Raw genomic sequence first — 12,682 nt, forward strand, 5'->3', positions numbered from 1 at the left:
AATATTTTCGGAAAATTTTTTATAATAAAAAGGCCCTACAACTACATGTGAGGGCCTTAGGTGTTGATTATTTTTTAGAGCGGAAAAATTTGAAAAATTTCGATTTTGGTTTTGGCGGTACTGGGGGTTTCTCTCCTTTAGGAGGCGTTTCTTCCCCAGGGGTCTCTTTTGGTGTTTCAGATGTACTTGTTACGTTGGAATCAGTTTTTGGAGATGTATCTTTAGCTTTTTTGGAAGCTTTCAAAGTTTTTTTATCAAAAGCTTGCATGTTAATGATTACTGTTTTTGGTTCCCAATTAGTTACGGGATGTGTGGTTGTCCTGACAATCTTCTGGGTGTTATTTTTAGCAGTTACTACATGCTGTACTTTGACGGTATTGACAATTTTCTCACAAATTAGATTTCGATTTGAGAGATAAACATCGAGGCGTGTTTGTAAATTATCAATCTCTTTTTTAAGTTTAGCATTTTCATCCTGTAATATTTTCGATGTTGTATTAAAGGTTTCTCTTAATTTAGTGATTTCTATTTGTAAACGGTTCACATTATTTTGAGATGTCTCTAATGCAGCAAGGAGGTTTCTCTTATCACTTTCTAATTTAGAGATTTTCTCTTTAAGTTCTTTAATTTCCTGTTCTGTTTTGACTTTAAGGCTTTCTAGCTGTGTTTCCAGCTCTTTTACTCTTATTTTTCCTTGTTCTAATTGTTGTTGAAGAGTTTCTACTTTTAACTGTTGCTGCTCTATTTGTTTTTCTAAGCTTTCAACTTTATTTTTTGAGGTTTCTATCAAGAGTTGTTGTTGTTGTGTAATGCCCGTAGATGTGCCTACAGCCTCTTTTAATAGATCTTCAAGTTTTTGTTTTTCTTCTTTTGATGCTTTTAGAGCCTCTTCAGTTTTTATCACCAATTCTTGTTGAGCTGTTAATTGTTGTTCGAGTTGTGATTGTGATTTTTGTGAAGAGTCTTGATTTTCTCCTATCTGTAGTTGAAGACGAGCGATTTCTTCTTCTAGATTCTGTGATTTTGAAAGTAGGGTCTCACTTTGGGATTTTTCTATAGTGAGCTCAGCTTCTTTCCCTTCTATTAAAGTTTTTAATCCAGCTATTTCAGCTTGTAAACTTTCACATTTTTCTGTGAGTTCTCGTATCTGAGCATCTACCTCGCTCTTATCTGCAAATAATTCGTTATAGCCGTGTTGTAATTCAAGATTGTGCTGTGCTAGATCAGCATTTTTAGTAGTCAGAGCAGTATTTTCTTGTTCTAATAGAATAATTCGTTGCGCATTAGCATCAGCTACTTCGTCTTCACTCCATCCTTTTTCTTCTTGCAACTCTTGGTATTGCTGGAGGAGATCATTGTATTGTTGAGCTAATAAGTTATAATCTGCCGTGAGTTTCTCGAGAGCTTCGTCATCCTCATCGTCGTCCTCTGCATTATACTCATCAACAAGTGTATTATATTGATCTAAAAGATGATCTATTTTGGCATCAGAAGCTTCTATTTCTATACGAAGAGCTCCTATCTCTTTTTTTCCATGAGTAAGTAAAACAGATACTAGCGCAATAGCAATTACTGAAAGTATAGCACCCCCAATAACAATAAAGTTTGGACTCATAGGAAAGAGAGCGGCACCTATGATACACACTATTACCCCTAATAGGGCAAAAATTACAGCGGCAATGCAGGTGATTTTAGAAGAAAGAATTTTAGAAATTCTTGATTTTTCGGGGGAGGGAGGGGTAGTGGTTATCCCTGTATCCCCGGTAGATTCTATAGTATCTCCAGATTCAGTTTGTTGTAACAACCACGCAGGAAGTGGTGGAGGCGGAGGAAGGTTGGTAGGTGGCTCCATTAAAATCTCCTAAATATATTAAATGTAGTGAACGTGTTTTTGACACTATTCTACCATGCAACTATCTGTGGAATTGCTCAAAGGTATCGCATTGGAAGTTAGTCTCATAAAGCAATAATAAGTTTTTAAAATTCAGAAGATTTTAGATCGGAGTTCTCTAATAAGTCAAACACTATGAGAGAGTTGTGATTGATAGAGATAAAATATAAATGTTAATTGAATGAGATTTAAAAAAGATAGTTATGAGGGGAATGAAAAAGAACTTGGGGCAGACAGGATTCGAACCTGTGACCAACGGGTTATGAGTCCGTGGCTCTAACCGCTGAGCTACTGCCCCGTGATTAAGAGAACGAATAGTAGCATATAAGCTTCTGACAAGCAAGCGATATCCGCCATCTATTCTGAAGATTTTAGATAGCGTACGGAGATTTGCTTCATACGCATATATAGAGATTCTCCACCATTTATCCTTCCGATAGATAGGTACTGGCTAAGTTGGTCAAAAAATACAGGTTTACACGTTAATATGGTAACAGGAGTTTCTCCGGAATATATCTCAGAAAATAATGCTGCAATACCTGAAGAGATTAAAGCTTCTGTATAGGTGAAAAAAAATAAGCGACCCTCTTGGTATATCTCATAAAGATACAAATCGCTTTGACAGCCTAATACAAGGTTGTCTCTTATAATTTTACTTTTATCAAAAGTTTTAGATTGTGATCCGAAATCTAAAAGAGTGTTATATAGTGCATCCTTATGAAACTTTTCAGGAAATAGTGTCTGTGAAATGCGATGCTGTTTTTTTAAACATCCAGCGTGATGTAGTGGGCATACAGAGGGTTCCAAAACTATTCCTCAACAACACGATTAGGCTCTTGTTTTAGATGGGTTAAAGTTTGTGATAGGGTAAGGATTCTTTGATTTGCTGAAGCAATAACAATATCAGGATCACTGAAATGTAAGCGATCCTGATATTGTGTTGTAGGTGCATCAAATACATAGGGTAAAGGTGCATTCATCTGTAACTGCAATGTATGTAATGCATTGGTCATTTGAGGATTATTTTGCTGCACAGCAATTGCAGAAATTTGTTTTTGCATGATCATCTGATTTTTGATCAATTGGTAGTGATTAATCGCTTTTTGAATATTTGCTACCTTTCTATCAAAAGCTTCCTGATCTGCAACGTAGTTCTCATCATCACCCAGACGTAGGCCATAAGAGATAAGAATACTGATTTGATTCCCAATGCATGCCCCAATAGTAAAGCCAACAGCTTCGGGAATAGCATAAATTAAGGAAGAAATGGAAGCGATGATCGTTGCTAAAAGAATCTGACGCGTTCCATTAGGGTCTAGCTGCTGTAACCCATAATTCATCAAATTCCAAAGGCTATTTGTATTTTTATACTTGTTTTTCCTATCCAAGACATTGGCAGTAAAAATACCAAAAACAACACCAATACCTAAGCCTATACCAAGCCATATGGTTAAAGTTACCGCCATAGTATGGTGACAAGCTAATATCAAAGCCCAAGCAAGAATATATAATAAAATATATTTCCAGTTATCCCTTAAGAATGAACTAATTTTTTCTCCTACGGAACGTATATGATCCCTACATGTTTTTGGAGAGGGACGGTAGGGTAAAATTTTTAGGGAAGATAGAGGCGGGAGAGAAGAAGATATAGTGATTCCATTAATCTTGCTGTCAGGTAACTGAGGACTCTCTATAGGAATACCCGATCCTTGATCGGATTCACTATAATGCTGCACGCTTACCACACTCTCCAAGCTACTAGGAGAAGGCGCTCTAAAAGTAACAGAAGATGTCATTCTATATTTATTAAAGATAATTAAGTCGCTACATAGTAAAGTAAATTGATTTTAGTTGTAAATATTGTAATAGATTTTCTCACCTGATCCGAAATGTTCAATATTTTTTTATAATATTTAGCTATCCGTGAAAGGCGTTTGACTTTTTCTTCACACTGAATATAATTCTGCTGCATTTATGGATGGAGTGGAATGGGATGAGCTCTATTCTTTAAAAAGACCAAATCTGCCCGTCTGGCCAGTCTTCAATATTAAGATGCCTTTGGCCGAGAGGATTTTGTTTAAGGATAATTAATACATGGCAAAAAAAGAAGACACTATCGTGCTTGAGGGTAGAGTGCAAGAACTCCTTCCCGGGATGCATTTCAAAATATTATTAGAGAATGGCATGCCGGTCACAGCTCATTTGTGCGGTAAAATGCGTATGAGTAATATTCGTTTGCTTGTTGGAGATCGCGTTACCGTTGAAATGTCAGCTTATGATCTAACAAAAGCTAGAGTTGTATACAGGCATCGTTAACTGTTTTCTGTTGATGTTTTAAAATAAGTGACATAGACTAGGCAATTCTCTGAGCCATTATGAAACAGTGAATATAGGCCCAGATAGCTCAGTGGTAGAGCACTTGCATGGTAAGCAAGCGGTCGTAGGTTCAATTCCTATTCTGGGCAGAAGCAATGGTTGGAGTAAAATTAATTTAATGAGGATTCTGAAATGTCAAAAGAAACTTTTCAACGTAATAAACCCCATATCAATATAGGGACCATTGGACACGTTGACCACGGTAAAACTACGCTAACAGCTGCAATTACACGTGCACTGTCAGCAGAGGGGTTGGCTAATTTTTGCGATTACAGTTCTATTGACAATACTCCTGAAGAAAAAGCTAGAGGGATTACTATCAACGCATCTCACGTTGAATACGAAACCCCTAACCGGCACTACGCTCACGTAGACTGTCCTGGTCACGCCGACTATGTTAAAAACATGATTACAGGTGCGGCTCAGATGGACGGAGCAATTCTCGTTGTTTCAGCTACTGACGGTGCTATGCCTCAGACGAAAGAACACATTCTTTTAGCAAGACAGGTGGGTGTTCCTTATATCGTTGTTTTCCTTAACAAGATTGACATGATTTCTCAAGAAGATGCTGAGCTTGTAGACTTAGTTGAAATGGAATTAGCTGAACTTCTGGAAGAGAAAGGTTACAAAGGTTGCCCAATTATCCGTGGTTCTGCTTTGAAAGCTTTAGAAGGTGACGCAAGCTACGTTGAAAAGATTCGTGAATTAATGCAGGCAGTGGATGACAACATCCCTACACCAGAGCGTGAAATTGATAAGCCTTTCTTAATGCCAATCGAAGACGTATTCTCTATTTCTGGTCGTGGTACTGTAGTAACAGGACGTATCGAGCGTGGAATCGTTAAAGTTGGCGATAAAGTTCAGATTGTTGGTTTAAGAGATACTAGAGATACTATTGTTACCGGCGTGGAAATGTTTAGAAAAGAACTCCCAGAAGGCCAGGCAGGGGAAAATGTCGGCTTGCTTCTCAGAGGTATCGGTAAGAATGATGTTGAGCGTGGTATGGTTATTTGCCAGCCCAACAGCGTAAAATCTCACACACAATTTAAGGGTACTGTTTATATTCTACAAAAAGAAGAAGGCGGACGTCATAAGCCTTTCTTCACTGGATATAGACCGCAATTCTTCTTCCGCACAACAGATGTAACAGGTGTTGTAACTCTTCCAGAAGGTACAGAGATGGTTATGCCAGGTGATAATGTTGAATTTGATGTTCAATTAATCAGCCCAGTAGCTCTAGAAGAAGGTATGAGATTTGCTATTCGTGAAGGTGGTCGTACAATCGGCGCTGGAACGATCTCAAAAATTATTGCCTAATTATAGGTAAATTTATAAGCATGATTGAGATTACTCGTCTTAATCATGCTTTTTTGGGTGTGTAGCTTAGCTGGTAGAGCAGTGGCCTCCAAAGCCGCCGGTCGGGGGTTCGACTCCCTTCGCACCCGTATAGACTTAATTTTTGATCTAGAAATTCGCTTATGAAACAACGCAATCACCAAGAGACACTCTCTAAAAAAATCTCTAAAGCTAAAAAGCAAGCGGGAGCTGGCTTTCTAGATGAAATTAAAAAAATTGAATGGGTCAGTAAGCGTGATCTGAAAAGATACGTTAAAATCGTGATAGCAAGTATTTTTGGCTTAGGCTTTTCTATATATTGTGTGGATCTGGTGTTTCGTAAGCTACTTACATTGTTAAGTAGTATAACAGGCTTTTTGTTTGGTTAGTTGCATGTTTAAGTGGTATGTCGTTCAAGTTTTTACGGCTCAAGAAAAAAAAGTTAAAAAAGCTTTAGAAGATTTCAAAGAATCATCTGGAATGACGGATTTTATACAAGAAATTGTCTTGCCTATAGAAAACGTTATGGAAGTAAAAAAGGGTGAACATAAAGTAGTCGAGAAGTTCATCTGGCCGGGATATCTATTAATTAAAATGCATCTAACGGATGAATCATGGTTATATGTGAAAAACAATCCGGGTGTTGTCGAGTTTCTAGGTGGAGGAGTTCCTCTAGCTTTATCTGAAGATGAAGTAAGAAATATTTTAAAGGATATCGAAGAGAAAAAAGCGGGTGTTGTACAAAAACATAAGTTTGACGTTGGTTCTAGAGTCAAAATTAATGATGGTGTTTTTGTAAACTTCATCGGTGTTGTTTCTGAAGTTTTCCATGATAAAGGACGTCTCAGCGTCATGGTATCCATCTTTGGAAGAGAAACTCGTGTTGATGATTTAGAGTTCTGGCAAGTGGAAGAGGTTGCTCTGGAACAAGAAAGTGAATAAGAGTAAGAAAATCTGTGTATTCTTATTCTCTATCTTCTTATAATTTTAGTTTTTCGTTTCTTCCTCTTTATTCATAGAGGGGCGTCAAGATAGAGTAAGGTTTAGTATGTCGAATAAAAAGGTAATTAAGTTAATTAAACTGCAAATTCCTGGCGGTAAAGCCAATCCAGCTCCTCCAATAGGGCCTGCTTTAGGTGCTGCTGGTGTTAATATTATGGGGTTTTGCAAAGAGTTTAATGCTGCAACGCAAGATCGTCCTGGAGACCTATTGCCAGTAGTGATTACTGTTTATTCAGATAAAACTTTTACATTCATAACCAAACAACCTCCCGTATCTTCTTTGATCAAAAAAGCATTGAATCTAGAGTCTGGATCTAAAATTCCTAACAGAAATAAAGTTGGAAAATTGACTCAGGCACAGGTGATGGCTATTGCTGAACAAAAAATGAAAGATATGGACGTCGTTCTTCTTGATTCTGCAAAACGCATGGTGGAAGGAACCGCCCGAAGTATGGGTATAGACGTCGAGTAAATTGTAATAGGGCTGCATAATTATGACAAAACATGGAAAACGTATACGAGGCATCTTAAAAAGCTATGATTTTTCAAAGTCATATTCTTTGCAAGAAGCTATAGATATTTTAAAACAATGCCCCACAGTGCGCTTTGATCAAACTGTCGACGTATCTATCAAGTTGGGTATAGATCCAAAGAAAAGTGATCAACAAATTCGTGGATCCGTTTCCCTGCCTAATGGCACAGGAAAAACTTTAAAAATTCTTGTGTTTGCTGCTGGAGAAAAAGCTAAGGAAGCGTTAGACGCTGGAGCTGATTTCGTAGGTAGTGACGATCTTGTTGAAAAAATCAAAGGTGGCTGGATCAATTTTGATGTCGCTGTTGCCACTCCCGATATGATGCGTGAAGTAGGAAAGTTAGGAAAAGTTCTAGGTCCTAGAAATCTTATGCCTACACCTAAAGCGGGTACAGTAACTATGGATGTTACTAAAGCTGTTGCTGAATTGCGTAAGGGAAAAATTGAATTTAAAGCAGATCGTGCTGGAGTATGCAATGCTGGTGTAGGTAAACTATCATTTGATGGAAACCTTCTTAAGGAAAACATCGAAGCTTTATGTTCTGCTTTAATTAAAGCTAAGCCGCCTGCAGCTAAGGGGCAATATCTAGTATCATTTACTGTCTCCTCAACTATGGGGCCAGGTATTTCCATAGATACTAGAGAGTTAATGGCGTCTTAATTCAAGAGGGAACATGAAAGAAGAAAAGAAGTTACTCCTTCAAGAGGTAGAAGAGAAAATCTCCGCATCCCAAGGTTTTATTTTATTGAGATATCTTGGATTTACGGCGGCGTATTCTAGAGAGTTTCGTAATTCACTCTCCGGAGTTTCTGCAGAATTTGAAGTATTGAAAAAAAGAATTTTTTTCAAAGCTATAGAAAGTGCTGGCTTTGAGATAGACTCTTCAGATACAGAAGGACATCTAGGTGTAGTATTTGCTTATGATGATGCTGTTTCTGCGGCAAAACAAGTATTAGATTTTAATAAACAACATAACGATTCACTAGTTTTTCTTGCCGGGCGAATTGATAGCGCTAACTTGTCGGGTAAAGAAGTAGAAGCTGTTGCTAAATTACCTTCATTAAAAGAACTCAGACAGCAAATTGTGGGACTATTAGCTGCTCCGATGTCTCAGGTTGTTGGAATTATGGGCTCGGCTCTTTCTGGTGTTATCTCTTGTATCGACCAGAAAACACAAAAAAACTAAGAAGAATGTTAAAACTCTCAAATTAAGTAAGGGTGACAAAAGTGACGACACAAAGTTTGGAAACTTTAGTAGAGACGTTAAGCAACTTAACAGTACTAGAACTAGCTGCTTTAAAAAAATTGTTAGAAGAAAAATGGGATGTCACTGCTGCTGCTCCTATGATGGCTATTGCTGCTGGCGCTGCTGTTGGTGGTGGAGATGCTGCTCCTGCTGAGTCAACAGAATTTGCTGTGATCTTAGAGGATGTTCCTGCAGATAAAAAAATCGGCGTTTTAAAAATTGTCCGAGAAGTTACTGGATTGGCTTTAAAAGAAGCTAAAGAAATGACAGAAGGCTTACCTAAGACTGTTAAAGAGAAAACTTCTAAGTCTGATGCTGAAGATACTGTTAAAAAATTACAAGAAGCTGGAGCAAAAGCTTCCTTTAAAGGCTTGTAATTCATAGAAAAGAAAAATCTATAAGATTTTTCTTTTCTTTTTTTATCATGTATACAATCGTAGTACTCCCTTAACAGGCATACGTAGGCTTGTTTAAGGGAAGTCTTTTGGCATCACAATAGTCTTAGGAGAGCTCGCATGTTCAAATGCCCGGAGCGGGTTAGCGTCAAAAAAAAGGAAGACATCTTAGATCTTCCAAATCTTATTGAAATTCAAATTAAGTCATATAAGCAATTTCTTCAGATTGGGAAGCTTGCGGAAGAGCGCGATAATGTCGGCTTGGAAGAAGTTTTCAGAGAGATCTTTCCAATTAAATCTTATAATGAAGCTACCATTTTAGAGTATTTATCTTATAACTTAGGTGTGCCGAAATATTCTCCAGAAGAGTGTATTCGTAGAGGGATCACCTATAGTGTAACTTTGAAAGTTCGCTTCCGTTTGACTGATGAAACAGGAATCAAAGAAGAAGAAGTCTATATGGGCACTATACCCATTATGACAGATAAAGGTACCTTTATTATTAATGGTGCTGAAAGAGTCGTTGTTTCTCAAGTACACCGATCTCCGGGAATTAACTTTGAACAGGAAAAGCATTCTAAAGGAAATATTTTATTTTCTTTCAGAATCATTCCTTATCGAGGTAGCTGGCTAGAAGCTATTTTTGATATCAATGATCTGATTTACATTCACATTGATAGAAAGAAACGTCGTCGTAAAATTTTGGCTATGACGTTTATTCGTGCTTTGGGATATTCATCTGATGCCGATATTATTGAAGAATTTTTCCAAATAGAAGAGCGTTCTTTGAAGAGTGAAAAAGATTTCACTCTTTTAGTTGGTAAAATCTTAGCTGATAATGTTTTAGACGAAGCTTCTTCTTTAGTTTATGGAAAAGCTGGAGAGAAACTCAGTACAGCAATGTTAAAACGTATGCTAGATGCTGACATTTCAACTTTAAAAATAGCTGTAGAGGCAGATGAGAATCACCCTATCATCAAAATGTTGGCGAAAGATCCAACAGACTCTTATGAAGCTGCTTTAAAAGACTTTTATAGAAGATTACGCCCAGGTGAGCCTGCAACATTAGCAAATGCTCGATCTACAATTATGCGTCTATTCTTTGATTCTAAGCGCTATAACTTAGGAAGAGTGGGTCGTTATAAATTGAATAGAAAACTCGGATTCCCAATGGATGATGAGTCTCTATCACAAGTTACCCTGAGAAAAGAAGATGTTATTGGTGCTTTAAAGTATCTTATCCGTTTAAAAATGGGTGATGAAAAAGCTTCCATTGATGATATTGACCATTTAGCAAATCGTCGTGTACGTTCTGTAGGGGAATTAATTCAAAACCAATGTCGCTCGGGCTTGGCTAGAATGGAAAAAATTGTTCGCGAGAGAATGAATCTATTTGATTTTTCTTCCGATACATTAATTCCTGGAAAGATCATCTCAGCAAAAGGTCTTGCAAGTGTTTTAAAAGACTTTTTTGGTCGTTCTCAGCTTTCTCAATTTATGGATCAAACTAACCCCGTGGCGGAATTAACGCATAAGCGTCGTTTATCAGCTTTGGGTCCTGGAGGTTTGAATAGGGAAAGAGCTGGATTTGAAGTTCGTGACGTGCATGCGAGCCATTACGGACGTATTTGTCCAATTGAGACTCCAGAAGGACCGAATATTGGTTTAATTACTTCTCTCTCTTCTTTCGCAAAAATTAATGAATTTGGATTTATTGAGACACCATACCGCATTGTTAGAGATGGTATCGTCACCGATGAAATCGAATACATGACTGCTGATGTTGAAGAAGAATGTGTGATTGCTCAGGCTTCAGCAACTTTAGATGAATATAATATGTTTGTGGATCCTGTATGTTGGGCAAGGTGTCGTGGAGAGGCTTTTGAAGCTGACACGACTACCGTGACACATATGGACGTTTCTCCGAAACAATTGGTATCGATTGTTACAGGTTTGATTCCATTTTTAGAACATGATGACGCTAACCGTGCTCTCATGGGATCAAATATGCAACGTCAAGCTGTACCTTTGTTAAAAACGGAAGCTCCTATTGTTGGAACGGGATTAGAATCTCGAGCCGCTAAAGACTCTGGAGCTATTGTTGTCGCTGAAGAAGACGGAATTGTTGACTATGTTGACGGTTATAAGATAGTCGTTGCTGCTAAACATAACCCGACATTGAAGCGTACTTATGATCTTAAAAAGTTCTTAAGATCAAATTCAGGTACGTGCATCAATCAACGACCTTTATGTAGTGTTGGAGATGTAGTAGTTAAAGGTGATGTTATTGCTGACGGCCCTGCTACAGATCAAGGAGAACTTGCTTTAGGAAAGAACATCTTGGTTGCCTTCATGCCATGGTATGGATACAACTTTGAGGATGCGATTATTATTTCTGAAAAGCTCATTAAGCAAGATGCCTATACTTCGATTTATATTGAAGAATTCGAACTGACAGCTAGAGATACGAAATTAGGAAAAGAAGAGATTACTCGTGATATTCCTAATGTTTCCGAAGAAGTTTTAGCAAACTTAGGTGAAGACGGAATTATTCGGATTGGTGCTGAAGTAAAACCAGGCGATATTCTTGTTGGTAAAATCACTCCAAAATCAGAAACAGAACTCGCTCCTGAAGAACGGCTACTAAGAGCTATTTTTGGTGAGAAAGCTGCTGATGTTAAAGATGCTTCTTTGACGGTGCCTCCTGGGACAGAAGGGGTCGTCATGGATGTTAAGGTATTTAGTAGAAAAGATAGACTTTCTAAGAGTGATGACGAGCTTGTGGAAGAAGCTGTTCATTTAAAAGACTTACAGAAGGGTTATAAGAATCAAATTTCAGTATTGAAGATCGAATATCGTGAGAAACTCGGAGCGTTATTACTTAATGAAAAAGCTCCAGCTTCGATTATTCACCGCCGTACAGCAGACATCTTGGTTCAAGAAGGTACAGTATTTGATCAAGAGACTATAGAACTTCTTGAACAAGAGACTTTAGTCGATCTTCTTATGCCTCCTTGTGAAATGTATGATGTTTTAAAAGGTCTACTTTCTGATTATGAGACTTCCTTGCAACGTCTGGAAGTCAATTATAAAACAGAAGTTGAGCATATTCGTGAGGGAGATGCTGATCTTGATCACGGCGTCATTCGTCAGGTTAAAGTTTATGTAGCTTCAAAAAGAAAACTCCAGGTTGGAGATAAAATGGCTGGACGTCATGGAAACAAAGGAGTTGTTTCTAAGATCGTTCCTGAAGCTGATATGCCATATTTAGCTAATGGCGAAACTGTACAGATGATCTTAAATCCTCTTGGGGTGCCTTCGAGGATGAACTTAGGCCAGGTGTTGGAAACACACCTTGGTTATGCTGCGAAAACTGCCGGCATTCATGTAAAAACTCCAGTATTTGAAGGATTCCCAGAATCTCGTATCTGGGACATGATGATTGAACAAGGGTTGCCTGCAGATGGTAAGTCTTACCTATATGACGGGAAGACAGGAGAGAGATTCGATAATACTGTAGTTATTGGCTACATTTATATGTTGAAACTCAGTCACCTAATTGCGGATAAGATCCATGCTAGATCTATTGGTCCTTACTCTCTAGTAACTCAGCAACCTCTTGGAGGTAAAGCTCAGATGGGAGGTCAAAGATTTGGGGAGATGGAAGTGTGGGCTTTAGAAGCTTATGGGGTAGCCCATATGCTTCAAGAGATTCTTACAGTAAAATCTGACGACGTTTCTGGACGAACAAGGATTTACGAATCCATTGTTAAAGGAGAAAATCTCCTTAAATCAGGTACACCTGAGTCGTTTAACGTTTTGATTAAAGAAATGCAAGGTTTAGGGCTTGATGTCCGTCCTATGGTAGTAGATGCTTAACAAATCACTTATTGGAGAAAAACAA

Annotated in this window: 12 protein-coding genes and 3 tRNA genes; 11 read left to right on the forward strand and 4 right to left on the reverse strand. The window is 38.0% G+C overall.

Annotated elements, in window-relative coordinates; genetic code table 11:
* Window positions 1–67: 67 nt before the first annotated feature.
* The 4 genes from O1W69_RS03145 to O1W69_RS03160 all read right to left on the reverse strand — a co-directional run bounded on the left by O1W69_RS03145 (window position 68) and on the right by O1W69_RS03160 (window position 3,687).
* Window positions 68–1,852: a hypothetical protein gene (locus tag O1W69_RS03145; RefSeq protein ID WP_375793123.1), complete on the reverse strand. Its 1,785-nt coding sequence runs from the start codon at window positions 1,850–1,852 to the stop codon at window positions 68–70.
* Window positions 1,853–2,116: 264 nt separating this feature from the next.
* Window positions 2,117–2,189 (reverse strand) — tRNA-Ile (locus tag O1W69_RS03150).
* A gap of 59 nt (window positions 2,190–2,248) precedes the next feature.
* The gene (locus O1W69_RS03155; protein WP_375793124.1) at window positions 2,249–2,698 is read right to left on the reverse strand and encodes a SufE family protein; all 450 of its coding nucleotides are present in this window, start codon (window positions 2,696–2,698) and stop codon (window positions 2,249–2,251) included.
* Window positions 2,699–2,700: 2 nt separating this feature from the next.
* Window positions 2,701–3,687, reverse strand: a complete 987-nt coding sequence (locus O1W69_RS03160) for a hypothetical protein (RefSeq protein ID WP_375793125.1) — start codon at window positions 3,685–3,687, stop codon at window positions 2,701–2,703.
* A gap of 298 nt (window positions 3,688–3,985) precedes the next feature.
* Between O1W69_RS03160 and infA the strand changes: the two genes are divergently transcribed.
* The 11 genes from infA to rpoB all read left to right on the forward strand — a co-directional run bounded on the left by infA (window position 3,986) and on the right by rpoB (window position 12,657).
* Window positions 3,986–4,207: a translation initiation factor IF-1 gene (gene infA, locus O1W69_RS03165; protein ID WP_006343365.1), complete on the forward strand. Its 222-nt coding sequence runs from the start codon at window positions 3,986–3,988 to the stop codon at window positions 4,205–4,207.
* 77 nt (window positions 4,208–4,284) lie between these two features.
* Window positions 4,285–4,356 (forward strand) — tRNA-Thr (locus tag O1W69_RS03170).
* Between the two features lie 43 nt (window positions 4,357–4,399).
* On the forward strand, window positions 4,400–5,584 hold the full coding sequence (gene tuf, locus O1W69_RS03175; protein WP_332381560.1) for an elongation factor Tu: 1,185 nt from the start codon (window positions 4,400–4,402) through the stop codon (window positions 5,582–5,584).
* Between the two features lie 55 nt (window positions 5,585–5,639).
* Window positions 5,640–5,712 (forward strand) — tRNA-Trp (locus tag O1W69_RS03180).
* 33 nt (window positions 5,713–5,745) lie between these two features.
* On the forward strand, window positions 5,746–5,991 hold the full coding sequence (secE, locus tag O1W69_RS03185; RefSeq protein ID WP_117274460.1) for a preprotein translocase subunit SecE: 246 nt from the start codon (window positions 5,746–5,748) through the stop codon (window positions 5,989–5,991).
* A gap of 4 nt (window positions 5,992–5,995) precedes the next feature.
* A complete protein-coding gene (nusG, locus tag O1W69_RS03190; protein WP_014943925.1) occupies window positions 5,996–6,544 on the forward strand; it encodes a transcription termination/antitermination protein NusG in 549 nt (182 codons plus the stop codon).
* A 106-nt stretch (window positions 6,545–6,650) separates the two neighbouring features.
* A complete protein-coding gene (rplK, locus tag O1W69_RS03195; protein WP_375793126.1) occupies window positions 6,651–7,076 on the forward strand; it encodes a 50S ribosomal protein L11 in 426 nt (141 codons plus the stop codon).
* A 22-nt stretch (window positions 7,077–7,098) separates the two neighbouring features.
* A complete protein-coding gene (gene rplA / locus O1W69_RS03200; RefSeq protein ID WP_375793127.1) occupies window positions 7,099–7,797 on the forward strand; it encodes a 50S ribosomal protein L1 in 699 nt (232 codons plus the stop codon).
* A 13-nt stretch (window positions 7,798–7,810) separates the two neighbouring features.
* A complete protein-coding gene (rplJ, locus tag O1W69_RS03205; protein ID WP_375793128.1) occupies window positions 7,811–8,323 on the forward strand; it encodes a 50S ribosomal protein L10 in 513 nt (170 codons plus the stop codon).
* A gap of 41 nt (window positions 8,324–8,364) precedes the next feature.
* Window positions 8,365–8,760: a 50S ribosomal protein L7/L12 gene (gene rplL, locus O1W69_RS03210; RefSeq protein WP_375793129.1), complete on the forward strand. Its 396-nt coding sequence runs from the start codon at window positions 8,365–8,367 to the stop codon at window positions 8,758–8,760.
* Between the two features lie 138 nt (window positions 8,761–8,898).
* Window positions 8,899–12,657: a DNA-directed RNA polymerase subunit beta gene (gene rpoB, locus O1W69_RS03215; RefSeq protein WP_375793130.1), complete on the forward strand. Its 3,759-nt coding sequence runs from the start codon at window positions 8,899–8,901 to the stop codon at window positions 12,655–12,657.
* Window positions 12,658–12,682: the final 25 nt, after the last annotated feature.

The organism is Chlamydia sp. 12-01, assembly GCF_042234205.1.
Lineage (GTDB): Bacteria > Chlamydiota > Chlamydiia > Chlamydiales > Chlamydiaceae > Chlamydia.